Origin of the sequence: Acinetobacter sp. FL (genome assembly GCF_040744925.1) — a bacterium.
In the GTDB taxonomy this organism is placed as follows: domain Bacteria; phylum Pseudomonadota; class Gammaproteobacteria; order Pseudomonadales; family Moraxellaceae; genus Acinetobacter; species Acinetobacter radioresistens.
Genome location: NZ_CP160437.1, coordinates 2,693,952 through 2,718,572 on the forward strand (window position 1 = coordinate 2,693,952; position 24,621 = coordinate 2,718,572).

The following is a 24,621-nucleotide window of genomic DNA, read 5'->3' on the forward strand; positions in this document are numbered from 1 at the left end:
TCTTGGCCTTTTCATTTTTGAGTCACTATAAATAAGCGAACATTACCATTTTGCATAGTGCTGTTCTAATAAGCCATGTTCAAATAGAAGTTCTATAGTTTCATCCTGTTCAGTCCGGATTGTTCCACTTATTTTTGCCTGCCATTGGCTAAACTGGCTTCCTACCATTCGTAAGTTAATACTTTCATAACGACGCCAGCTGGTCTGGACCACCAGATTTAAACGCTGATCTAATGCGCGGATACTCCAGCTTTTGTCATCAATCGGTTCAAATAATACATCACTTAAAGTAAAAAGCTCACCATTAATCCAGAGCGAGTTTTCATTACCAAAGCTTTCATTCACCCCAGAGGCCAGATTCAATCCAATTCGCCGTTTTTTAGCATCCCAGAAATTGCATGACAGCCAGTACCAGGCAGTTTCCGGTCTTAGAAAACCACAGGTGTCATCCAGTGAAGCAAAACTGGTTTCATTAAACTGAATGGTCTGTTTCTGCTTATTAACAAAATAACCTTCTACGGCCAAGGTGGTCAGTTTCTGGGTATAAGTCCACCCATTGATTCCATTTGGACTACACAAACTCAAGGGCTGGGTACCGGCACAAAACATTCGTGCACTTAATTTAATTTCGCCATGTCTGGTTATACGGATATAACGCACCCCATTGGCATGCTGGATTTCAATTGCAAAGGGTGATTTGTAGAAATGACTCTGATTGTAAAGTGGCTGCTCATCCAGATGGGTTCTATAGCCAAAAGGCTGAATTGCATTCCACTGCTGCACCTGCTCATTTGCATGATCATAAATATAGAAAAAAGCATGTCCGGCCCAGCCAATATCAACAATTGCCAGACCAATTGAATAATGTTCATGCTGAATACTACAGAATTTAAACTTTTTATATTTTAGTTTTTTACGCCAGCCTTGAAGGACCTCCCCATAGGGTGTTTTGTACTCGTACTGGTCAAGGCTGATACTACTCGGCAATTGAGAAAATCGCCCATAACGCGGCTGTCCATTTGCCTGAATCAAATCCATTTTATTTCCCCTGCTCCCAAACCCAAGCTATATCAGCTTATTTAAGCTTTTTAAAAACTATAATCTGCCTACTAAGATCATTTTACTCTCTATATTTCCCTTTATTTTTTTGCTCATTTAAACCGTTTAAGGAGACTCTTCCATAAATTTCAAAACAATATAGAAAAAACACTGTTCAAGTATTAAACAGTTGGGTTTAACAGTCAATTATGCTTTTCCAGAAAATATCCAGAACTTCTTTTACCAATTTTTTGATTAAATGGTTAGATAGGTATTTTCCCAACAATTACCAAAAAAATTACCTTCTATCAATTGTATGTAACGGCCATAAACCTGATCAATGGCAATACAGTCATCAATATCTAATACGCGGTCTGTATGCTGTTTTTTCCAATGTCTGGCAAAATACTGCTTCCCCCGCTGTTTGGCTATCATATGGTTCTGTGCTACGACCAGTACATAACGATGCAGTTCCCCAAATTCCTGTGCATCATAACCGCCAAGGTTAATTAAATAGAGTTTCTGTTCAGAAGCCTGAGGCTGAGCTTGGGTAAAATGGATCTGATAATTCTTTTCTTCAAACGTTATACCATTGATTTTAGCCCATGCATCTATGTGCAGGCCTTTCTGTTCTCCAAACCACGACTGCTTGAGTTGGGGGTAAACTTCTTCAAGTGTATCCCCGACTGCCAGCACCACATCATGTACTTCAGTATTGGCACGTGCATGTCGTCCGCCAAGCATAACAATAAATAGACTAGGCATTGATACTCCTGTCAAAATATCTATAGATGAGGTGTATTGGCCATAATTTTATCCTGTCTTGATAAAATCGGACCAACCAGAAAAAGATCTTATATTTTTAGCAATCAATCATTGAAATACCAAGTTATATTAATAGCCACTCTACTTATAAATATTTTTAATATTCTAAAATTGATAAAAGTATTAATTGATCTGATAAATAAAAAAATCGTGCTGGAGTTTAATCCAGCACGAGCTATTTTAGGTGTATGAAGAGATGGAGAATTACATCTCAACCATTTCTACACCGTCAATACGGGCAACAGTCATCAGGTCTTTGTCACCACGTCCTGATACGGTTGCAATGATAATCTGATCTTTTGACATGGTGGGTGCCAGCTTGGAAACATAGGCCATGGCATGTGAGCTTTCCAGTGCAGGAATGATTCCTTCAATCTGGGTCAGATCACGAAAACCTTGTAAGGCTTCTGTATCATTGATGGGCACATAATTCACACGTTTCATGTCTTTTAGAAAACTGTGTTCCGGCCCTACTCCCGGATAATCCAGACCTGCCGAAATAGAATGGGTTTCAATAATCTGGCCCTGTGCATCTGACATCAAATAAGTACGGTTACCATGCAATACACCGACATGACCAGCATTCAATGGTGCTGAATGTTTGCCTGTCTCGATACCGTGTCCTGCGGCCTCTACACCATACATCTGGACATTTTCATCATTTAAAAACGGATAAAATAGTCCCATAGCATTAGAGCCGCCTCCTACACAGGCAACCAGTGCATCGGGTAAACGTCCGGCCTGCTCCTGAATTTGACGACGGGCTTCACGGCCAATAATCGACTGAAAGTCACGAACCAGTTGTGGATATGGATGCGGACCCGCTACTGTACCAATTACATAATAAGTAGAATCGACATTGGTAACCCAGTCACGCATGGCTTCATTCATGGCATCTTTGAGTGTCTTAGAGCCACTTTCTACCGGTACTACAGTCGCGCCCAGCAAACGCATACGGTACACGTTCATGGCCTGTCGTTTAACGTCTTCTGCGCCCATATAAACGATACATTCCATTCCCAGACGTGCTGCAATTGTAGCGGTAGCTACTCCATGCTGACCGGCGCCAGTTTCTGCAATAATCCGTCTTTTACCAGAAAGCTTAGCAAGCAGAGCCTGTCCGATCGTGTTATTCACTTTATGGGAGCCGGTATGATTCAAGTCTTCACGTTTCAGATAAATCTGCGCACCGCCTAATTCTTTTGACCATCGCTCAGCATAATATAAAGGACTAGGACGACCTACATAGTAGGCAAGATCACGGTCGAATTCTGCCAGAAACTGCTCATCATTTTTCATGCGGTTATATAGATTTTCTAAATCTTCTAAAGCCGCCATCAGCGTTTCTGACACAAAACGTCCGCCATGGATACCAAAATGCCCACGGGCATCCGGGTACCGGGTGTAGTCAATCACATTATTTTGCTGATCCACGTTGGACTCCTTGCATAAATCGTTCAATGAGTTGCTGGTCTTTAATACCTTTTGCGGACTCTACGCCTCCGCTGACATCTACCGCAAATGCTCCGGTAGTCTGAATAGCTTCTTTAATATTTTCAGGCGTTAAACCACCTGCCAGGATTAAAGGTACATCGATTTTAGGAAATTTTGACCAGTCAAACTGGTGTCCTGTACCACCTTTAAGTACAGGATGCCAGGCATCCAGTAATACAGCACTTGCACCTGCTTGCTGATAATGACTGATCTGGGCCGATATATCCAGATCAGGTTTGACCTGAATTGCTTTATACCAGCGCCGTTTAGCCTGCTTTGCAATATTCTGGCACTGTTCAGGCGTTTCATCACCATGAAACTGAAGCACATCTAATGGAATGTCATGCAGTACCTGACAGACATCACTTGCAGTAGCATTAACAAATAGTCCAACAATCTGGACATAAGCAGGTATATGTTTTATCAGATTTTTAGCCTGTATCATATTGACATATCGGGGGCTTGGTGCATAAAACACCAGCCCAATAGCATCTGCACCCGCCTCAACAGCGGCCTGAATATCAGAAGTTCGGGTAATTCCACAAATTTTAGCACGGGTACGCATACAGTTCTGGCTCTTAGACTGCCTGGTTTATAGTTCATCTATAAATATGACGGGCCGTTCATTGTAATGCAATTTTTTTGGCTTGCGTAAAATTCATCCTGAATATTCTTGATATGGATTGTTTAATTGACAGGCAAACTTTATACTGCGCGCGATTGCAACAAGTCTAGCTTAGAGCTTTAGGGAAGTTGGTGCAAATCCAACACTGCCCCCGCAACGGTAAAATGAACCGCATATTATTTGAGTTTTAACTTACGCCACTGCATAAAGTGTGGGAAGGCGAATATGCCAATATTGCAAAGCAATATTTATGTTTGAGTCCGGAGACCTGCTTGTTGCGCCTGTCAACTCAATCATTCACGGGGGGTGAATGTATGGAGCATAAAGTCATGTCTATTTTATTTCAACCTACCCGTCTGGTAGGGGCTATCGCTATTGCGATGGGGTTTTCTCCTGCAATTTTTGCTGAAGATACGATTATATCGGCTCAACTTGATCCAATTGTAGTAACTGCGTCAAAAAGTGCTGAAAAAGTAAGTGAAGTACCTGCTCGAATTACGATTATTGAACCTGAGGTTCTTGAACAGTCACCCATCGCATCTTTACCACAATTATTACAGACAGATGCTGCTATCAATATGGTACAAAGCGGAGGTTATGGACAAATAGCTTCAATTTTCTTACGTGGCGGCAAATCAGATCAAGCTCTTATATTAAGAGACGGAGTTCGTCTAAATTCAGCAACTTCTGGCACGGCATCACTCGCATTTATTGACACAACAGATATTCAGCAGATTGAAGTACTAAAAGGACCAGCCTCTGTTTTATACGGTACTGATGCAATTTCTGGTGTTGTACAACTAATTTCAAAAACACCTGAAAAAACCTCAGCTTTTATTACGGGTGAAATTGGTGAAGATAAAACATATAAGTCTGTTATTGGTGCTGATCTAGTAGAGAATGATTTTTATGCACAAATTCGTGGCCAACGTCTAGAAACTGATGGGACACCCATAAAAGATATAAAAAATGCTCCTAATGCCTCATTTGATCAAAAAGGTTATAGTGCAAAGATAGGGGTTGATAAAGAAAATTATGCTGCTTCTGTTGATTATAGCGAAAATGAAGGCTATAGCGATTATGACAATTATGGGAACCTAATTTCTCAAGATTTTAAAAATGAAATTATTAATGTTAAAGGTCGTATAAATATTCTTGAGAATCTAGCGTTAAACGCACGTATCTCTCAATTTAAAGATGATATTGATCAAAATAGTTCTTCAGATTATGTACATAGCAAAACCCAAGAAGCTGAAATTTATAGCCAATGGGGCTTCACACCAAATCAAAAATTATTGCTGGGTGTAACACATCGAAACATTGATGGGGATGTCATTTCATATGGCACGCCATATCAGGAAGATGTTAATTCGACAGGCTATTATATTCAACATAAATATGATCAGGCAGGATTAAATACACAGGTTGGCCTTCGTGTTGAAGACAATGAGAAATTCGGCACACACACTGTTGCTCAAGGTTCTGTTCGTTACCAAGTTCTACCATTAACCAGTGTTTATGGAAATATTGGTTCAGCCTTTAAAGCGCCTACACTTAATGACATGTATGCTTATGGTGGAAATCCTGACTTAAAACCAGAAGAAAGCCTTTCATATGAAATCGGTCTAGACCAGAAACTAGCTTATAATATTTCAACTGGTTTATCTCTCTATATCACCCAGGTTGATAATCTTATTGACTTTGATGGTATTCTCAATCAGATGAAAAACCTTGATAAAGCGAAAATGGAAGGTAGTGAGCTTTATGTGAAATGGCAAGGTAAAAACTTATTTACAAATTTAAGCTACAATTATGTCCGTGCAAAGAATAAGAACAGTGATGAAGATTTAAGCCGTCGTCCGCGTCAAAATATTGCTTTAACAGCAGGCTGGAGGGATGAACATTACATCTTCTCAACTACGATGCTTGCAAATGGACATTATGATAATAGTGCCTTTGACGATGTCCAAATCCCGGGCCATTTCCGTGTAGATATTCATGGACAATATCAAATCAATAACCATATAAATATTTTTACTAACATTCAAAACGTTAGTGATTCAAAATATCGTACAGCATATGGCAGTGGGAGTTATTATATTAATGGCGGCCGCCTCGCCTCAGCCGGTGTTACATTCCGTTATTAATATTTGAACTCTAAAAAATATATTTAAAACAGCGCAGTTTATGGATAATGTTCTGACCGGCATTATCCTTTTTTATTGCTTTCAGTTTAAGGAAAACTTATGGGCCACCGTTTAAGTAAAATTTATACCCGTACAGGCGACTCAGGTACTACCGGCCTTGGAGATGGCTCACGCGTCGCCAAGGATGATCTGCGTATAGACGCTTTAGGGGATGTGGATGAGTTGAATGCATGTATAGGCGTCTTACGTGCACAAATTGCAGTGAGTACAATTAAAGACAAAAGCTGCTGGGATAAATCTCTAAGTTTAATTCAACACTGGCTGTTCGACTTAGGGGGTGAAGTCTGTATTCCAAATTTCAACCTGCTACAACAAGTTTCAGTGGAATTTCTTGAAAAGGAAATTGACCGGATGAATGAAGATCTACCGATGTTAAAGGACTTTATCTTACCGGCAGGCACTTTAGCCTGTAGTTATGCCCATCAGGCACGTGCTGTTTGCCGTCGTGCCGAGCGCACCCTGATGTCTGTACATAGCCGTGACCAGAATATCCAACCAACGTCCTTACAACTTCTGAACCGTTTATCGGACTGGTTGTTCGTGGCTTCACGTGCCTTGCAACGGGCTGAGGGTGGCAATGAGGTTCTGTGGCAAAAAAATATAAATGACACAATTTAGGTTTATAATATTCAGTTAAGTTCAAAACTCGTTCGAGTTGTTTCATGAAAATTATTGGCCATCGTGGTGCCCGTGGTGAAGCTCCTGAAAATACACTAGGGGGCTTCCAGTATTTACGTGATTTGGGAGTTCGTGCTGTCGAGTTTGATGTACGGCAGCTCAAGGATAACTGTCTTACTGTTATTCATGATGATAACTTTCTGAGAACCGCAGGCTTACCTCACCCCCTGTATGAATGTGTTGAAAGTGATCTGGTACGTTATGACCATCGGCATCAGTGGGCCAACTGGCCTAAAACGGAAAACACGCCAAAATTACAGCAGGTGCTTAGTCTGGTAAATGACTTTGAGCATATTGAAGTTGAGATTAAACCGGTTACTACACTTCCAGAAGCAGAAAAACTGACACTGAGCCTAGAACAACAGCTACAGGGTCTGGAGCAACAGGTTACTATCACCAGCTTTGATGAAAAAGTCTTAAGTAGCTTGCAGCAGCAACGCAGCAGATTTAAACGCGGCCTTCTGGTAGAAGATGATATTAAAAGCAAGGCAATCGAAAAAGCCCATCATTTAGGCTGCTCGCACATTGGCTGGATGGACCAGTTGGCTACTCCTGAAATGATTCAACTGTCTCATTTAGCTCAACTGAATATTAGTGTTTGGACAGTCAACAGTATTGAGCGGGCAAAAGCCCTGCGTGATGCAGGGGTACAAGGTCTTATTACCGACATTCCCAAAACCATGCAGAGTCAGCTTTAAACCGGTTAGCTAGTTTTGCTCGGCCTGAATCAGAATCTGGCCAGTCCGGTCCTGCAAATACAGCTGCTTATTATTCAGCTGGAAACGGCTGACCCGCTCTAGAGCATCAGCCAGATCAGCTTCCTGTGCCAGTGCCTGATCACAACTCTGATGTCCTGCCTTAGCAGTCAAGTTCAGGGTTTTCTGGGCCGTATTAATGTCATAACGCCCAAAGACAGTATTACATCCTGTATGTCCGGTCACGGTTCTTGATACAGAGTTTAAGCGAATAAAAGGTACCTGATTGAAAAATTTGGCTGGCTGGCTTTTAATTTTGACAATACGCCAATTTACATCCTGAACACCGTCACGGCTGAGCTGCTTAGATGATGCTTGAGTCACTACTTTTTGTTTTGAGACTGGGCGGGATTCTAGAGAAGTGGAATGTTGTGATGACTGGCAGCCTGCAAGCCCAATCAAGAACATTAAACTGCCTGTAAGCACGCTAAGCCTTAGATTCAAAAAGGTATATTTTTTAAACGCTTTATCAGTATATTTCTTCATATTGTACTCTCCTGCTTACGCGTGAAAAACAAACATTCATTCTGTTACGGTTTAAGGTGTACAAGCGTACAATAATGCTAGTGAACAGCTGTACTCACATGTTAAGATGCGGGTCTTATGGCTATTTTTGACAAAAAATAGCTGCGCTGTTTCGTTTTTGCCTTTGTTGCAAAGGCTTGTAGGAGCGTTACTGGAGATGAATAATCCTCCCCTAACTAAAGCCCCAATTAACTGGACCGCCAGTATTACTCTACTTGGGACTCCCATTGCTGCCGCTGTTCTGATTCCGCTTTACGCGTATCATCATGATTTTAGCTTAAGTGCATGGCTCAGCTTATTTTTCTTGTTAGCATTTAGTAGCTTAAGTATTACTGCAGGTTACCATCGGTTATGGGCGCACCGTGCCTATGAAGCCTCCCTGCCTTTAAAAATCCTCCTGATGATTGGTGGAACGTTTGCAGTACAAAATAGTATTTTATACTGGGCTTCTGGCCACCGTACCCATCATCGTCATGTTGATGATGTAGAAGAAGATCCGTATTCCATCAATAATGGTTTCTGGTATGCCCACTTGGGCTGGATGATTCGTGACTATCCGGCTGCAGCACCTAACTATAAAAATGCACCTGACCTCTTAAATGACAAACTGGTTATGTTTCAGCACAAGTACTATGTACCGCTGGTAATTGCCGTACATGTTGCAATTCTGGGCGGGATTGGCTGGGCTGTAGGTGATATCTGGGGAGTAGTTCTACTGGGTGGGTTGTTACGTCTGGTTCTAAGTCATCATGTGACTTTCTTTATTAACTCTCTTTGTCATATGTGGGGTAAACGTCCCTATACAGATGAAAATACAGCACGTGATAACTTCTGGCTGGCAATTGCTACCTGGGGTGAGGGTTATCATAACTATCACCACATTTTCCAGTACGACTATCGTAATGGTGTAAAGTGGTGGCAATATGACCCTACCAAGTGGCTCATCTGGAGCTGTTCAAAACTGGGACTTGCTAAAAATCTGCGTCGCATACCAAGCTTTAATATCAAGAAAGCTGAACTGGCAATGAAGTTTAAATATGCTGAACAAGATCTTGCTATCTACGGCCATGATGTGAATACAGATATCAGTACTGTTAAACAGCGGCTTGCTCAGGAATACGAAGCTTTTACTCATACCTTAAATGACTGGGCTAAACTCAAGGAACAGGAGCTTCATGCCAAAAAAGCTGCTGTAGCAGAAAAAATCCACCAGATGGATAACCGCCTAAAAGGTGAATTCCAGCAGGTAGAGGAGCGTCTGGCTCATCACCGTAAATCGTTAGAAGAAGTTATGCGTGGCCTGAAAAAACAGACTACCTGATTTTTAAAACTTTAAAAAAGGCTAAAACCGGAAATGGGTTTTAGCCTTTTTTCTTTTAAAGCAGTTATGTTTTTAAGGTATTTGTATCCAATTCTTATCATGCCTTAACTAGTACTAGGCTGGACCAGTAAATTTGTTATAGTAAATCTATATTTTTATTTGTCTGGTACCTTATGCAATTTAATCCAAGATATTCTTCCCTCGACTCCCGACTTTATCATCAGCAACAGCCTGTACCATTACGAGGTGCCAAGCCGGGTCACTTTAACTTGCATCTGGCGGAAGAATTGCAATGGACTGAAGAAGAAAAACAAAACTGGGTTGAAATTTGCAGCGGACAAAGAACGTTTCAGGAATGTCCGTCCTTAGCCATGGTCTATGCAGGACATCAGTTTGGGCAGTGGGCAGGACAACTTGGAGATGGTCGCGGCCTGCTGATTGCACAGGTACTTGACCGACAAGGCCAGACGATTGACCTTCACCTTAAGGGTGCAGGACCTACCCCCTATTCACGCATGGGTGACGGCCGGGCTGTATTGCGTTCGGTAATCCGTGAATATCTGGCTGGTCATGCACTTAATGCCTTGGGTGTGCCATCTAGCAATGCCCTAGGTTTCACCAGTTCCACCCAGAATATACAGCGCGAGACATTGGAACTAGGTGCCATGTTACTGCGAACTGCTGATAGCCATATCCGCTTCGGACATTTTGAATGGATTAACCAGTATGCTCCAGAGTTACTTAGAGATTTTACATATCAATGTATCGAATGGCATTATCCGGATTGTCTGAAAACACAATTACCTGGACTGGCATTTGCTGAAGAAGTGATTAAAAGAACTGCTAGCATGATCGCCAAGTGGCAACTGGTTGGTTTTGCTCACGGGGTGATGAATACCGATAATCTTAATATTACTGGCTCAACCCTTGATTTTGGTCCTTATGGCTTTATGGAGCGTTTCCGCCCGGGCTGGATCAATAACCACTCGGATTATCAGGGACGCTATAGTTACCAGAACCAGCCAAGTATTGCTCACTGGAACTTATGGATCTGGTTAAATAACCTTATTCCTTTGGCTGAAGAAACCGAAAAGGAACAATTCAAGGAAGAACTTACCAAATGTCTGGAACAGTTTGAACCGACCTTTTTGGAACAGTATCAATTTGGTTTATGTCAGAAAATGGGCTTACCCGAATTCCATAAAGACAGTATGGAATGTGGTATGGCCTTCTTAAGAATTCTGCAAAGTGAACAGTTGGACTACACTCACAGTTTTATCCGCTTACAGCAAAAGGAATATAAGGCTCTTCGTGATGACTGTCTCGATATCCGGCAGTTTGATACCTTCTTAACCCTGTATCAGCAAATCCGTGAGCATCAGGACACAGATAAGCTGGATCAGGCCATGCAACAGGTTAATCCTCGCTATATTCTGCGTAACCACATGGCACAAAAAGCGATTGAACTGGCAGAACAGGATGACTTTTCTGAAGTAGATCGTTTATTCACCTTACTCAGTCAGCCGTTTGTTTTTCAGCCAGAAACCGAGAAATCAGAAGACCTGGCGCCTCTACCAAGTGATATACCCGAAATTATGGTTAGCTGCTCTTCATAGCTGAAACTGTAGAGGTGTGGATAAGATACATTTTATCCACACCTCTAATCCGGTTAGAGCCAACTAATTAGAAAAAATACAGGAAATTATAAGTATTTGTTCAGCAACTATTTCTCTAAAAACAATTTATCTAATGGGTTTTATAAGAAATAGAGTATTTGTCGTATAAAGACAAGAGAATAATATATGGCTAGCAGACTTATCATATTCTGCACCGCACTGATCATCAGACAACTTCTTAGCCTCAGCATCCACAGCCTCTAACCAGAGCTAATCAATAAAAAAGCGGATCATATGCTCTCCGCTTTTTAGTGAGAAAATTAAAGCTGTGCTATTTATTCATCTGGATATTCAAAACGATAGCCTACCCCGTAAACTGCCTGAATCCACTCATGGCGGTTACCAGTATTAGCTGCATCAGTGATTTTACGGCGCAGATTTTTAATGTGGCTATCAATCACACGGTCGGCTACATCAAAACTGTCAGGATTAATATGATCTAACAGCTGGGCACGTGAATATACCTGTCCCACGTGTTCTAAAAACAGCTCTAACAGGCGGAACTCTGTGGGTGTCAGATTCAAGGATTTCTGCTGATACCAGATACGCTGTTGCGCCTTATCGATTCTGAAAAGACTATTTTGTTCAGGTTCAGCCTTGCGGTCCAGACGGCGCAGTACCGCCTGTACACGTGCTACCAGCTCTTTAGGACTAAACGGTTTACAAATGTAATCATCAGCACCCATATTTAAGCCAAGTACACGATCAATTTCTTCAGTCCGGGCAGTGACCATAATAATAGGAATATCTGACTGTTCACGTACTTTTCGGCAAATAGTCAACCCATCCATACGCGGTACCATTAGATCCAGAATCATGAGACTTGGTTTGCGCTGAAGGAAATGGTCATAGGCTTCTTGCCCATCATGAAAGACGCTCACTTCAAAACCGCCAGCCTCAAGATAATCGCGTACCAGTCCAGCAAGTTCAACTTCATCTTCTACCAGCATGACATGCTTCATGAGTGTGCTTCCTTATATAGTGGTTAATTTGGGAAAAGTCAGCTTGCAACGCAAACCGCCGAGTGGTGAATGATGGAATGTTAATTCTCCGCCCATGGTTTGGGCAATTTTACAGGACAGGGCCAGACCTAATCCGGTTCCGCCGGTACTGCGCGTACGCGAATCATCTACTCGGTAAAAGCGCTCACCCAGACGTGACAGCTGCTCATCGCTGAGCCCAAACGGGCTGTCATCCACATACAGACTCCAATGCGTATCAGACTGTTCAGTATGAATACGGATTTCTCCACCACTTTCTGTATAGCGAATACTGTTTCCAAGCAAGTTGACCACAATTTGTTTGAATCGGTCTACATCCAATTGTAATTCAGCCCCTGTTCCCTCTGAGTGTACTGAGAGTCCTGCCTGTTCAAAGTTCGGCCGGAAGTTTTCAATTTCCTGCTGTACCACAGACCACGGATCAACATTAGAGAAATAGCACTTGAGCTGCTGGGCCTCGGCCTGGGCCAGATCCGCCAGATCTTTAGTAAGTTTTTTCAGACTGCTGACCTGACGCATCATGGCAGCAAGATGCTCAGGGGTAGCTTTTCGGATGCCATCCTGCATGGCTTCAATCTGGGCCTGTAGTACCGCTAACGGTGTTTTCAACTCATGTGAAGTATCTGCAACCCATTGCCGGCGTGACTGCTCATGCTGGTCAAGAATAATTGCTAACTGGTTAATCTCATTGGCCAGATCACCCAGCTCATCATTACGGCGAATTTTGACCTGATGCAGATAATTACCTCGAGTTAATTCCTGTGTGGCACGCAGCAGGCGCTGAATCGGTTTTTTAAAATAGGTTGCCATTAATATAGCAGCAATCAAACTGGCCAAAATGGTTAATGCGTATACTAAAAGCAGGTAGCGCTTCTGGTTACTGAAGAAATTGATACTTAAAGCATCATCCTGATCCAGCACAGGTTTTAAGCCCAGATAGCCGACTACCTGATTACCTACCACTATAGGACGATAAGATACTTCCTGATCAGAGGGCTCACCGACTACAAACTGTCGCTGGGCATCATACAGTGATAACCGCGAACTTAGCCCCAGACGGTCTGGCATAAAAATGAACCGTTTTTTACCAGCTTGAGCTTCTACGCTTTGAAGCGTAGAGGGATTGGTTTTCTTTTCCGGATTATGGGTCATGCTCTGGTTAGCACTTAACGGAAAACGCAATCCTTCAAAAGGCTGATATTCGGAAGGTAAATTTTCTTCAATAAACCGCAGTTCTTCAGTATCCACCATTTTTTGCCGTAACTGTTCATTGGCCGGAAACTGGGGAGAGACATTCATCATGGAATGTTCTTGAAAATAACGCTGCTGCAAGGCAATATCGTATTGACGGCGCAGCCACCACCGCGAAAGACGGTCATAGTCGTCTGGTGCAGCCTCACCTTCAATCTGTAAAATCTGCGCCTGAATAGCATTACCCCAGTCCTGATATAAACCGTATACACCAGCCAGATTACTGATCAGAAGATCCAGCTTCTGCATTTCTACATCTGCCACATACTTGGCAAAGTTTTTCTGCATGGTCCAATGTAATACCCCCAAGCTGAGCGTCGTAATGAATAACGTCGTAAACAGCACGGTCAGAAACAGGCGTAAGGCAATAGGAACTCGGCGGATCTTCAAAACAATTTCTCAATTTATTCTTCTGATTCATCATTGTAACTAAGCTCTGGCAAAAATACTCTTCATTGTTTCTACATCTTTATTATTTAATCTTAAGCTATTGGTAAATATAGTTGGCTCAGGAGTAATAATAATGAAATCTTTAATCAAGGCCGGATTATTGGGTACAGCGTTGACTGCTGTTATGGGCCTGACTGCCTGTCAATCCTCTACAGCTCCACAAGATAAACCACATCACCCAATGATGCACAAAGATGGTGATAGAGGTCATCATATGAAACGCCATCATCGGAATATGACACCGGAACAGCGTGCAGAGTGGGATAAGCGCCGTACTGAACGGCAGATGCATTATCAGCAGCTCCAGCAGGCCTGCGCAGGTAAGCCTGCCGGACAAACCGTTCAGCTCAAGATGGCCGACAAAACCATTGAAGGCACCTGTGAAATGCGCTTTAAGCCTAAACGGACAGCAACAGTGGCGCCCCAGCCTTCAACTGCTCAGCCATTAACACCGCAGCCTGCTGCTAAACCGGTAGCATGAAAGTAAAACTATTAAAGACACCTTTGGGTGTCTTTTTTATTTAATTCCTTGCTCATACCATACATATTCCCTTACGATTTTGACTATTTGTGTCAGCTTAAAATAATAAAAACTGTTTACACTCAAACAGGTTAGATTTTTCAAGAGCCTTTTCTTTGACTTTACAGTCACCAACAATACCCCTTCGACGCTTGTGTGGTGGTACAACTTATTGCACGATGTAAGCATACAAATATATGTGTCGCTGCTGGCACGTAAATCGTTTATTAGGATTATAAATCTGGTTTAACCAGTATTGAGGAACCCGATATGCCACAATACAAAGCGCCCTTACGTGATATGCAATTTGTTCTGCATGAACTGTTAAATGCCGAAGAACATTATGCAAAATTACCGGCTTTTCAGGAAAATGTAAGCCGTGATTTAGTAGATCAGTATCTTGAAGCGGCTGCAGACTTTTGTGAAAACGAACTCTCTCCGTTAAACCAGATTGGTGATCGTGAAGGCTGTAGCTGGAATGATGGTGTAGTGACTACACCAACCGGCTTTAAAGAAGCTTATCAAAAATATATCGAACTCGGCTTCCCATCTCTTTCTGCTGAAGAGCAGTACGGCGGTCAGGGCCTGCCAAACTCGCTGGGCATTGCTATTTCTGAGATGGTAGGTAGTTCTAACTGGGCTTGGGGCATGTACCCGGGTCTGTCTCATGGTGCAGTGCGTACTCTTGAGCATCATGGTTCTGATGAACAAAAAGAGATCTATCTGCCGAAACTGGTATCAGGTGAATGGACGGGCACCATGTGCCTGACCGAGTCACATGCAGGTTCTGATCTAGGTATTATTCGTACCAAAGCTGAACCAAATGCTGATGGCAGCTATGCAATCTCTGGCGAAAAAATCTTTATTTCTGCCGGCGAACACGACATGGCAGAAAATATTATTCATATTGTTCTTGCCCGCTTGCCTGGCGCGCCTAAAGGTACCAAAGGTATTTCTCTGTTTATTGTGCCAAAATTCAACGTGAATGCTGATGGTTCAGTTGGCGAGCGTAATGCCGTGCGTTGTGGTTCAATTGAACATAAAATGGGAATTCATGGTAATGCCACCTGCGTTATCAATTTTGATCGTGCAACCGGTTACCTGATCGGTCCTGAAAACCGCGGCCTGAACTGTATGTTCACATTCATGAACACGGCACGTATTGGCACGGCAGTACAAGGTCTGGCTGCATCTGAGTCAGCGTTCCAAGGGTCTATTGTATATGCAAAAGACCGTCTGGCGATGCGTTCGCTTTCTGGCCCTAAAGCCCCAGAAAAAGAAGCTGATCCAATTATTGTTCACCCGGCAGTACGTAACATGCTGATGACTCAGAAAGCATTTGCCGAAGGTGGCCGTGCACTGGTTTATCTGCTGGCCCAGCATGCTGATGTTGTTGAAAAAGGCGCAACTGAAGAAGAGCGTAAATTCTCTGACAATATCCTGTCACTTCTTACCCCAATCGCTAAGGCATTCCTGACTGAAACCGGTCTGGAAGCTGCGAATAAAGGTATTCAGGTGTATGGCGGTCATGGTTTCATTTCTGAACATGGTATGGAACAGATTGTACGTGATACCCGTATTGCCTGCCTGTACGAAGGAACTACTGAAATTCAGGCTCTTGACCTGCTAGGCCGTAAAGTGCTGGGCACTCAAGGCGCCATGCTGAAAGATTTCACCAAGATTATTCATAAATTTGCCGAAGCCAACAAAGATAATGCAGAACTTGCCCAGTTCATCGAGCCACTTGCCAAACTCAATAAAGAGTGGGGTGAGCTGACTATGCAAATTGGTATGAAAGCAATGCAAAATCCGGATGAAGTAGGTGCAGCAGCAGTTGACTACATGTACTTCTCGGGCTATGTAACACTGGCTTACCTGTGGGCACGTATGGCACTTCTGGCTCAGCAGCAGCTGGCAGCTGGCAGTACAGAAGTTGATTTCTACAATGCCAAAATTACCACTGCACGATTCTACTTCAAGAAAATCCTGCCACGTGTACGCTCACATGTTGACGTAATCGCAGGCGGCCTTGATTCACTCATGGCACTTGATGCTGAACATTTCGTCTTCTAACAAAACGTTGTTATAGCAAGTTTTCATGGGAAAGGACTGCACAGCATTATTCTGGACAGTCCTTTTCTTTTATCAAATACTCAAAATCTGGTACGTAATCGGTTAAGGTATAACGGCACTTTACTTAACTTGATTAAAATCTACTGATTCGAACAATAAACAGGTGAACTATGCCAATTTATAATGCACCTCTTGCAGATATGCGCTTTATTCTGAATGATGTCTTTCAGGCAGAACAATTCTGGCAAGCCAATGAAAACCTAAACCATGTAGATGCAGCAACTGCTGAAGCAATTCTTGAAGAAATGGCCAAGTTTGCACAGAACGTGACTCTGCCATTAAACCGCAGTGGTGATGAAGAAGGTGCACAATATAATAATGGTACAGTCACTACTCCTGCGGGCTATAAGGAAGCTTTTCGCCAATATGCAGAAGGTGGCTGGATTGGCTTGGGAGCCGATGAAGAATGGGGCGGTCAGGCAATGCCAAAAATGCTGACTGTATTGGCAGATGAAATGCTGTTTGCGACCAATCCGGCATTTATGCTCTATCCCCTGCTTTCTGTAGGTGCAGGTATGGCACTTAACAGTTATGCTTCGCAGGAACAAAAAGAAACCTATCTGCCAAAAATCTATTCAGGTGAATGGTCAGGGACCATGTGTCTGACTGAGCCGCATGCAGGCACTGATTTGGGTATTATTAAAACCAAAGCAGAACGGAATGAAGATGGCAGTTACAGTATTACCGGTACCAAAATTTTCATTACCGGTGGCGACCATGACCTGAGTGATAATATTATTCATCTGGTATTGGCAAAAACTCCGGATGCCCCTGCTGGTTCACGCGGTATTTCGCTCTTTATTGTTCCGAAATTCCTGGTCAATGAAGATGGCAGTCTAGGTGAACGTAACCCTGTCGGACCAGGCTCTATTGAACATAAGATGGGTATTAAAGCTTCCGCTACCTGTGTAATGAATTTTGATGGCGCTAAAGGCTTTATTGTTGGTAAAGAGAATGAAGGCTTGGCAGCCATGTTCGTTATGATGAACTATGAACGTTTGTCAATGGGCATTCAAGGTATTGGAGCTTCCGAGTTCGCCTACCAGAATGCAGCTCAGTATGCTACTGACCGTATTCAAGGTCGTAGCGCCTCAGGTATAAAATCACCAAACAAGGTTGCCGACAGTATTCTGGTTCATGGTGATGTGCGCCGTATGCTGCTTAATGTTCGTGCTAACAATGAAGCATCACGTGCATTTGCAGTGTATGTAGGTCAGCAATTGGACATTACCAAGTTCTCTACTGACCCGGAAGCTGTGAAAAAAGCCAATGATCGCGTGGCCCTGCTCACTCCAATTGCTAAAGCATATTTAACGGATACAGCATTCCAGGCAACTCTGGATGCACAAATGGTCTTCGGGGGGCACGGTTATATTCGCGAATGGGGTATGGAACAATGTGTTCGTGATCTACGTATTGCCCAGATCTATGAAGGCACCAATGGTGTACAGTCACAAGATCTGATTGGCCGTAAGCTGATAAAAAATAATGGTGCTTTCCTGGAAGAGTACATTGCAGAGATCCGTGATTTTGCCAACAATATGGATACTCATCTCAACTTCATTAAAGATGCAACACTAGACGCGGCAACTGATATTGAAGCGGTAAGTCGTTTTATCATTGAACAGGCATCAGAAAAACCGGATTTCTCTAACTCTGTTGCAGTTGACTTCCTGCATGCAGTTGGCCTGCTCAGCTTCAGTTATATGTTTGCACGTATTGCAGCGGCAGCAAAAGATAAATCTGGTGAGTTTTACCAGAACAAACTGACCTTGGCACATTACTTTGTACAGCGCATTTTACCTGAACTGTCTATGCGTATTGCCAAGATTAATGCTGGCTCTGAGCTGGTGATGGAATTTAGTGAAGAGTTCTTTACATCACAATCTTGATTCAACATTTTAAAAAACGCCTGTAAATTCAGGCGTTTTTTTATGGCTGATATTTTAATTCAGCAACATATTTGAGTCTAAAAATATCTTAATGCTGGTTATCATGTGTAATAAAGAAATACTCGCGATAATATTTCAATTCACGGATTGAGTCACGAATGTCATCCATTGCCAGATGCGATGCCTGCTTTTTAAGGCCACTCATAATTTCTGGCCGCCAGCGTTTCGCCAGTTCCTTGACTGAAGAAACATCCAGATTACGGTAATGAAAGAATTGTTCCAGTTCTGGCATTAACCGGTGCAGAAAACGGCGATCCTGACAGATCGAGTTACCACACATTGGTGAAGTTTTCGGGTTAACCCATTTTTTTAGAAAATCTATCGTCTGCTGTTCTGCTTCAAGAGCAGTTAAAGTACTACGACGTACACGCTGAATCAGACCCGATTGTCCATGCTGGCGAGTATTCCACTCATCCATTGCATTTAAGACCTGATCAGACTGGTGAATAGCCAGTACCGGACCTTCAGCCAGAATATTTAAATGATCATCTGTAATAATTGTTGCAATTTCAATAATCTGATCGTTATCGGTATCTAAACCGGTCATTTCCAGGTCAATCCAAATTAACCGTGTATCTGGGGTACTACTCATGAAAGACCATCTTAATGTACTTGGAAAGTAATAATAGTAGCAAATTTCTTGTATCTTGGCTGTAACTTCAACCCCGCTTCATGCTATTTTTGCCATCCTTAACAGGTGGTTTTTCTCAGGATATGAATGGCATTAATTCGTAAACGTCGCTTGACTGAACAACAGCAACGCCGGATTCAGAAACAGCAAAAAACACGTCAGGAAGAAATCGATACTTCAAATGACCTTGAAGGTCTGGTGGTACAGCATTATGGCCGCCAGCTTGAAGTGGAAGCCTTGTCTGTTCCTGTTGAACATCCGCCACAACCTGTGACCCAGCCAGGTGAACCGGAGCCATTCTGGAAACCGATGGAACTGGGCAGTGTCTGGCGCTGCCATACCCGTACCAATCTAGAATTACTGGTTACAGGAGACCGGGTCAAATGGCAAGCCGACCCCAATACCGGTTTAGGTATTATCACAGCGATTCATCCGCGGTCTTCCTTACTCACCCGTCCGGATCGCTATCATAAGGTCAAACCGGTTGCAGCTAATATTTCTCTGATCGTAGTCGTTTTTGCTGTCTTGCCAGAACCGGCCCCGATGCTAATTGACCGCTATTTAGTTGCATGTGCAGATGCTGAGATACCTGCGCTTCTAGTACTCAACAAAACTGATCTGCTCAGTCAGAATGATCCTATTTTACAGCTAGTGTCCGAATATGAAGCACTGGGTTATGAAGTCATGCAAACACAGTCTAAAGGTGATCTGTCTGCTTTGGCACAACGCCTAGATGGTGAAACTGTCGCATTTGTAGGCCAGTCTGGTGTAGGAAAGAGTTCCCTGATCAATGCAATTGTTCCTGATGCCTCTCAGAAAACCAATATAATTTCCGAGAATTCTGCTTTAGGTCAGCACACGACTACTTCTACGCGTTTAATCCGTTTTGGAACTAGCGGCGCATTGATTGATTCGCCTGGAATTCGTGAATTTGGCCTGTGGCATCTGGATGCAGATAAGGTTCAGCGCGGTTTTCCTGAAATTGAAAATCTGTTGGGGCACTGTCAGTTCCGTAACTGTACTCACACACATGAAAAACATTGTGCGCTCAGAGAGGCGGCCAAGAATGGAGAAATTCTGCCCCGTCGTCTGGAAAGCTATTTACGCTTGCAGGATGAGATTGCTGAAGCTCAGCAAAAAAATTAGTTTTATTACGGTTTTCTAAAGTCCATCCCTTGAAGGGATGATTTTGATCACCATATATATACGATATACTCTAGATCAGTTTTGATTTGAATTAGGTGACTTGTGGAACGTTGGCTTGAATTTATGGGGAATCACCCCTTTTTGTTTGGTACGTTAGGGGTTTTGCTGGTGTTGTTTTTCATTTTTGAAGGACAGCGAAATGGCCGCAAAATTTCACCGCAGTCACTTGGAATTCTGGTCAAGGCAAAAAATGCCATGCTGATCGATCTGCGTGATGCTAAAGATTTTCGTGAAGGCCATATTAGTGGTAGTCGAAATATCCCTTATAGCCAGATCGCCAATCATGTTGATGAATTAAAAGCGACAGAACGTCCTTTAGTTTTTATCTGCAATCTGGGTCAGGTTGCAGGTAGTGCGCTACAGAAAGTTGGACATAATGACAGTTACCGTCTCGACGGTGGCATTAGCAACTGGAAAGCCCAAGGTTTACCCTTGGTAAAAGGTAATAAAACCACCAAAGCTTAAGGAGATAATTTATGGCTGCTGAAGTAACAATTTACTCAACCACCTTCTGCCCGTACTGTGTACGTGCTAAACAGCTTCTTGAGCGTAAAGGTGTAGCATACAAAGAAATTAACTTATCAAATGAAGCACCTGAAGTACGTGTGGAGTTGATGCAGCGCACTAATCATCGTACTGTTCCACAAATTTTTATTAAAGATCAGTTTATCGGTGGTTTTGATCAGCTCTATGCTCTTGAGCGCGAAGGTAAACTCGATAGTCTTTTAGCTTAACCCGTTTCCATATCAAGGATATAAAGAATGAGTGAAGAACAACAAACTCAACCACAACTTGCCTTAGAGCGTATTTATACTAAGGATATTTCTTTTGAAGTACCAGGGGCACAAGTATTTACCAAAGAATGGCAGCCTGAACTGAATATCAATTTATCCTCTTCCGCAGAGAAAATTGATCCGACTCATTTTGAGGTTTCACTCAAAGTAGTAGTTCAAGCAAACAATGCCGGCGATACTGCGTTTATTGTCGATGTAACCCAGTCAGGCATTTTTTTGGTAGATAATGTTGAGGAAGAGCGTCTTCCTTACATTCTGGGTGCTTATTGCCCGAATATCCTGTTTCCATTCCTGCGTGAAGCTGTAAATGATATGGTTACTAAAGGTAGCTTCCCGCAATTGCTTTTAACTCCAATCAACTTTGATGCCGAGTTTGAAGCTAATATGCAACGGGCTGCCGATGCTGAAGGTCAGGCTTAATTAACAGCCTGTAAAAAAGACCGCAAATGCGGTCTTTTTTACAGGCTGTCTTTTATACATCAGGATACAGCGGCATTTTGATGCAGAGCATCAGCGACAGCCTCAACCAGCTGCTGGGCAATTTCCTGCTTAGACGCCTTTTCCAGCTCACGTTTTTGCAGATGATACTGCTCGGCAAAAAATACAATCATGGCATTTTCATCGGAAGCAAAACCGATGTCATTCCGTGATACATCATTACAAGCGATCATATCCAGCTTTTTCGCAATCAGCTTCCCAGCTGCATACTCTTCTACATTACGGGTTTCTGCTGCAAAACCGACCATAAATGGGCGCTTTTGCTGCTGGGCAATAGTTGCCACAATATCGGGATTCTTAATCAGGGAAACATTCAGCTCATCGCCGGCTTTCTTGATTTTATGCTCAGCAACTTCTGCCACACGATAATCGGCAACAGCTGCGGTGGCGATAAAAATATCACAGCCTTCTTCCAGCATCTGCATACTGTGTTCTAACATCTGAACTGCTGAAGATACATTAATGCGTCTTACCCCATTAGGCGTATCCAGACTTACCGGGCCAGCAATTAAGGTAACTCTAGCTCCCGCTGCATAGCAGGCCGCGGCCAGAGCAAAACCCATCTTTCCGGTACTATGGTTAGAAATATAACGTACCGGGTCAATCGCTTCGCGGGTCGGACCTGCTGTAATGACCACATGTTTGCTGGCCAGCAGACCAAATTTTTCAGCAATAGCACGCTGGGCTTTATGAAAATAGTCTTTAACCTGACGGGCCAGATCTTCTGGTTCCGGCATGCGACCAAGTCCGACATCACCACAAGCCTGAGCACCTGCTTCTGGCATAACCACATGAACACCATCTTCAACCAGTGTCGCCAGATTTCGTTGTGTAGCTTTTGCTGCCCACATTTGCTGGTTCATTGCTGGCGCTACCCAGACTGGAGCTTTAGTCGCCAGATATAAGGTACTCAGCAAATCATCGGCAAGACCGGCAGCGAATTTTGCCAGTGTATCGCAGCTGGCGGGTGCAACCAGAACCAGATCTGCCCAGCGTGCCAGTTCAATATGCCCCATTCCTGCTTCAGCTTCAGAGTCTAAAAGTTCAGTATATACCGGATTACCTGAGAGGGCCTGGAAAGTCAGCGGTGTGATAAAAGCCTGGGCACCATGCGTCATCACTACTCTGACATTAAAACCATAGTCTTTTAGCCGGCGGACCAGAATAGCAGATTTATAGGCGGCGATTCCGCCCGTGACAGCGACAATAATATTTTTATTTGAAATTACACTTAAATCAAAGCTCACGAACAGTAATCCTCTGTTGCAGTGCCGCTCACAATAGCATTAAATATCTGCTGACCCAAGCCTCTCGGCTGGAAATATAAAAACGAAAATAAACAAGAAAAGTGAACTATTATGCAAAATTCAATCAAGCATTGGCCGGAACAGGAACGGCCCAGAGAGCGGCTATTACAGCAAGGGGCACAAAGTCTTTCCGATGCAGAACTTCTGGCCATTTTCCTGCGTTCCGGTTCTAGACAGCATTCAGCAGTGGAGCTGGCACGACAGATGATTCAGCATTTTGGTGGCCTGAGTCCAGTATTTGATGCCGAACTGAGTGACCTAAGCCAGTTCCATGGCATGGGACCTAGTAAATATTCACAGCTCATGGCAGTTAAAGAGTTAGGACGGCGTTACCTCCAGCAATATTTCCACCAGCCCCAGCTCGAGCTTAACTCTTCAGCTCAGGTGCTAGACTATTTACGTTACGAACTGCTGGGAGAACGGCAGGAAGTTTTTGCAGTGCTCTGTCTGGATAATGACCTGCGCAAGCTCAGTTTCAAGAAATTATTTTTTGGTTCACTGAATCATTGTGCCGTATCTATCAACCAGATTTTGCGCTATGCCTTAAAACAGCATGCTTGTCATCTGGTTATTGCACATAACCATCCTTTTGGACAGGCACAATCTTCACCGGCTGATCTGGAACTCACGCGGCAATTATCTCAGGCCTGTAAATTAGTAGAAATTGTCCTGCTTGATCATTTTATTATCTCTCCAGAATGCAGTTTTTCCTTTGCTGAGCAGGGCTTATTCAATACTTCAGAACAGGTCGAGAATAAGGTTGACAAAGCCGGTTGAAGCCGTAAAGATCAGCTTAAACCCAGTGACGTTTTAGCAGATATGATTGTCCGCGAGCAACCCGATGTTTTAAAGTTATTATTTTCTTGGCGCGGTACGATTCTACCTAAAATTCTGCCGCCGCTTGGGATTGTTATGCTCATCTCAGCCATTGTAGGCGGAATTGAATATATTGATCTGTATCGCTTTCCGGAAGTTCCTTTAGCCGGTTTTACTTTAATTGGAGTAGTACTTTCGATCTTTCTGGGTTTCAAAAATACCGCCTGTTATGACCGTTGGTGGGAAGCCCGGCGTCTTTGGGGTATTCTGATTGCCAATGCCCGCCATTTTGACCGTGACTGCCGTGTACTGCCACAGGCACGTCGTGAACGTATTATTCAGCACGTCATTGTATTTGCCAATGTATTACGTGACCGTTTGCGTCATCAGACTGCTAATCCTACTGAACTTTTGCAGACCAGCGGTATGTCACAGCAGGCACTGACCCAGCTTTATCAGCACCATAATGCGCCGCAGTATACTTTGAGCCTGATTCAGTGGGAACTGTTGCTGGCTTTAAAAGAAGGCGAAATTTCCGACATCATCTATACACAGATGAATCAAAATGTAGCAGCACTGAGTGAGGTTCAGACTGGTTGCGACCGGATTGCCAATACGCCTCTTCCGTTTGCCTATTCGGTTTTGCTTAACCGTACTGTTTATTGTTTCTGTTTCTTGCTGCCTTTTAGTCTGGGCCAGACTTTAGGTTTGCTTACCCCATTTCTGGTCGGGCTGCTAGCCTATACATTCCTGGGGCTTGACGCACTGAGTACAGAACTTGAAGAACCGTTTGGCACCCAAAGTAATGACTTACCGCTAGACTCAATGGTACGACTGATTGAAATTGAACTGCTCGGCACTTTAGGTAAGCCTACGCCTCCCCCAATTCAGGCACAGGACGATAATCTTCTTTAAACA

Annotated in this window: 23 protein-coding genes and 1 riboswitch; of the genes, 14 read left to right on the plus strand and 9 right to left on the minus strand. The window is 43.2% G+C overall.

Annotated features, from left to right (window positions below; translation table 11 throughout):
- Window positions 1-42: 42 nt before the first annotated feature.
- The 4 genes from ABZP31_RS12575 to ABZP31_RS12590 all read right to left on the minus strand — a co-directional run bounded on the left by ABZP31_RS12575 (window position 43) and on the right by ABZP31_RS12590 (window position 3,922).
- The gene (locus ABZP31_RS12575) at window positions 43-1,038 is read right to left on the minus strand and encodes a DUF2804 domain-containing protein (protein WP_196432057.1); all 996 of its coding nucleotides are present in this window, start codon (window positions 1,036-1,038) and stop codon (window positions 43-45) included.
- 255 nt (window positions 1,039-1,293) lie between these two features.
- Window positions 1,294-1,803: a DUF1543 domain-containing protein gene (locus ABZP31_RS12580; protein ID WP_005407019.1), complete on the minus strand. Its 510-nt coding sequence runs from the start codon at window positions 1,801-1,803 to the stop codon at window positions 1,294-1,296.
- A gap of 264 nt (window positions 1,804-2,067) precedes the next feature.
- Window positions 2,068-3,297: a tryptophan synthase subunit beta gene (gene trpB, locus ABZP31_RS12585; RefSeq protein ID WP_005018505.1), complete on the minus strand. Its 1,230-nt coding sequence runs from the start codon at window positions 3,295-3,297 to the stop codon at window positions 2,068-2,070.
- Window positions 3,281-3,922, minus strand: a complete 642-nt coding sequence (locus tag ABZP31_RS12590) for a phosphoribosylanthranilate isomerase (protein WP_196432058.1) — start codon at window positions 3,920-3,922, stop codon at window positions 3,281-3,283. The genes trpB and ABZP31_RS12590 overlap by 17 nt, the downstream gene beginning before the upstream one ends.
- Before the next feature lie 145 nt (window positions 3,923-4,067).
- Window positions 4,068-4,273: riboswitch (cobalamin riboswitch) on the plus strand.
- Between the two features lie 38 nt (window positions 4,274-4,311).
- Here ABZP31_RS12590 and ABZP31_RS12595 point away from each other — a divergent pair.
- The 3 genes from ABZP31_RS12595 to ABZP31_RS12605 all read left to right on the plus strand — a co-directional run bounded on the left by ABZP31_RS12595 (window position 4,312) and on the right by ABZP31_RS12605 (window position 7,565).
- The gene (locus ABZP31_RS12595) at window positions 4,312-6,129 is read left to right on the plus strand and encodes a TonB-dependent siderophore receptor (RefSeq protein ID WP_196432059.1); all 1,818 of its coding nucleotides are present in this window, start codon (window positions 4,312-4,314) and stop codon (window positions 6,127-6,129) included.
- A gap of 99 nt (window positions 6,130-6,228) precedes the next feature.
- The gene (locus ABZP31_RS12600) at window positions 6,229-6,807 is read left to right on the plus strand and encodes a cob(I)yrinic acid a,c-diamide adenosyltransferase (RefSeq protein ID WP_005021357.1); all 579 of its coding nucleotides are present in this window, start codon (window positions 6,229-6,231) and stop codon (window positions 6,805-6,807) included.
- Between the two features lie 44 nt (window positions 6,808-6,851).
- The gene (locus tag ABZP31_RS12605; protein ID WP_005018491.1) at window positions 6,852-7,565 is read left to right on the plus strand and encodes a glycerophosphodiester phosphodiesterase; all 714 of its coding nucleotides are present in this window, start codon (window positions 6,852-6,854) and stop codon (window positions 7,563-7,565) included.
- Between the two features lie 9 nt (window positions 7,566-7,574).
- Here ABZP31_RS12605 and ABZP31_RS12610 read toward each other — a convergent pair whose 3' ends face one another.
- Window positions 7,575-8,108 carry an META domain-containing protein gene (locus ABZP31_RS12610; RefSeq protein ID WP_196432060.1) on the minus strand — a complete coding sequence of 178 codons (534 nt, stop codon included), beginning with the start codon at window positions 8,106-8,108 and terminating at the stop codon, window positions 7,575-7,577.
- 196 nt (window positions 8,109-8,304) lie between these two features.
- Between ABZP31_RS12610 and ABZP31_RS12615 the strand changes: the two genes are divergently transcribed.
- Window positions 8,305-9,468, plus strand: coding sequence for an acyl-CoA desaturase (locus ABZP31_RS12615; protein ID WP_005018486.1), 1,164 nt, complete (start codon window positions 8,305-8,307; stop codon window positions 9,466-9,468).
- Window positions 9,469-9,641: 173 nt separating this feature from the next.
- Entirely contained in the window at window positions 9,642-11,084 is a 1,443-nt protein-coding gene (locus ABZP31_RS12620) for a protein adenylyltransferase SelO family protein (RefSeq protein WP_196432061.1), read from the plus strand.
- Window positions 11,085-11,419: 335 nt separating this feature from the next.
- Here the strand turns inward: ABZP31_RS12620 and ABZP31_RS12625 are convergent, their stop codons facing one another.
- Window positions 11,420-12,106 carry a response regulator gene (locus tag ABZP31_RS12625; protein WP_005018483.1) on the minus strand — a complete coding sequence of 229 codons (687 nt, stop codon included), beginning with the start codon at window positions 12,104-12,106 and terminating at the stop codon, window positions 11,420-11,422.
- A 12-nt stretch (window positions 12,107-12,118) separates the two neighbouring features.
- Window positions 12,119-13,786 carry a sensor histidine kinase efflux regulator BaeS gene (gene baeS, locus ABZP31_RS12630; RefSeq protein ID WP_034430262.1) on the minus strand — a complete coding sequence of 556 codons (1,668 nt, stop codon included), beginning with the start codon at window positions 13,784-13,786 and terminating at the stop codon, window positions 12,119-12,121.
- A 133-nt stretch (window positions 13,787-13,919) separates the two neighbouring features.
- Between baeS and ABZP31_RS12635 the strand changes: the two genes are divergently transcribed.
- From ABZP31_RS12635 to ABZP31_RS12645, 3 genes are all read left to right on the plus strand, one after another.
- Window positions 13,920-14,327 (plus strand): hypothetical protein, encoded by a 408-nt coding sequence (locus ABZP31_RS12635; RefSeq protein WP_005018481.1) that lies wholly within the window; start codon window positions 13,920-13,922, stop codon window positions 14,325-14,327.
- Window positions 14,328-14,636: 309 nt separating this feature from the next.
- Entirely contained in the window at window positions 14,637-16,439 is a 1,803-nt protein-coding gene (locus ABZP31_RS12640) for an acyl-CoA dehydrogenase C-terminal domain-containing protein (RefSeq protein WP_005405088.1), read from the plus strand.
- 170 nt (window positions 16,440-16,609) lie between these two features.
- A complete protein-coding gene (locus ABZP31_RS12645; RefSeq protein WP_005405087.1) occupies window positions 16,610-18,391 on the plus strand; it encodes an acyl-CoA dehydrogenase C-terminal domain-containing protein in 1,782 nt (593 codons plus the stop codon).
- 88 nt (window positions 18,392-18,479) lie between these two features.
- On the opposite strand, the gene orn is transcribed toward ABZP31_RS12645, so the two are convergent.
- Window positions 18,480-19,043 (minus strand): oligoribonuclease, encoded by a 564-nt coding sequence (gene orn, locus ABZP31_RS12650; protein ID WP_005018477.1) that lies wholly within the window; start codon window positions 19,041-19,043, stop codon window positions 18,480-18,482.
- Window positions 19,044-19,169: 126 nt separating this feature from the next.
- Here orn and rsgA point away from each other — a divergent pair, with 126 nt between their 5' ends.
- The 4 genes from rsgA (at window position 19,170) to secB (ending at window position 21,502) form a co-directional block, all read left to right on the plus strand.
- Window positions 19,170-20,228: a small ribosomal subunit biogenesis GTPase RsgA gene (gene rsgA / locus ABZP31_RS12655; RefSeq protein ID WP_248135255.1), complete on the plus strand. Its 1,059-nt coding sequence runs from the start codon at window positions 19,170-19,172 to the stop codon at window positions 20,226-20,228.
- 102 nt (window positions 20,229-20,330) lie between these two features.
- Window positions 20,331-20,753 carry a rhodanese-like domain-containing protein gene (locus tag ABZP31_RS12660; protein WP_005018472.1) on the plus strand — a complete coding sequence of 141 codons (423 nt, stop codon included), beginning with the start codon at window positions 20,331-20,333 and terminating at the stop codon, window positions 20,751-20,753.
- An 11-nt stretch (window positions 20,754-20,764) separates the two neighbouring features.
- Window positions 20,765-21,022, plus strand: coding sequence for a glutaredoxin 3 (grxC, locus tag ABZP31_RS12665; protein ID WP_005018469.1), 258 nt, complete (start codon window positions 20,765-20,767; stop codon window positions 21,020-21,022).
- Window positions 21,023-21,049: 27 nt separating this feature from the next.
- Window positions 21,050-21,502 carry a protein-export chaperone SecB gene (secB, locus tag ABZP31_RS12670; RefSeq protein WP_005018466.1) on the plus strand — a complete coding sequence of 151 codons (453 nt, stop codon included), beginning with the start codon at window positions 21,050-21,052 and terminating at the stop codon, window positions 21,500-21,502.
- Between the two features lie 59 nt (window positions 21,503-21,561).
- On the opposite strand, the gene coaBC is transcribed toward secB, so the two are convergent.
- On the minus strand, window positions 21,562-22,827 hold the full coding sequence (gene coaBC, locus ABZP31_RS12675) for a bifunctional phosphopantothenoylcysteine decarboxylase/phosphopantothenate--cysteine ligase CoaBC (RefSeq protein WP_248135253.1): 1,266 nt from the start codon (window positions 22,825-22,827) through the stop codon (window positions 21,562-21,564).
- A gap of 111 nt (window positions 22,828-22,938) precedes the next feature.
- Between coaBC and radC the strand changes: the two genes are divergently transcribed.
- Complete coding sequence (gene radC, locus ABZP31_RS12680) at window positions 22,939-23,664, plus strand: DNA repair protein RadC (RefSeq protein ID WP_248135250.1); 726 nt, start codon at window positions 22,939-22,941, stop codon at window positions 23,662-23,664.
- Window positions 23,665-23,706: 42 nt separating this feature from the next.
- Window positions 23,707-24,618 (plus strand): bestrophin family protein, encoded by a 912-nt coding sequence (locus tag ABZP31_RS12685; protein WP_005018461.1) that lies wholly within the window; start codon window positions 23,707-23,709, stop codon window positions 24,616-24,618.
- The last annotated feature ends 3 nt before the right edge of the window (window positions 24,619-24,621 follow it).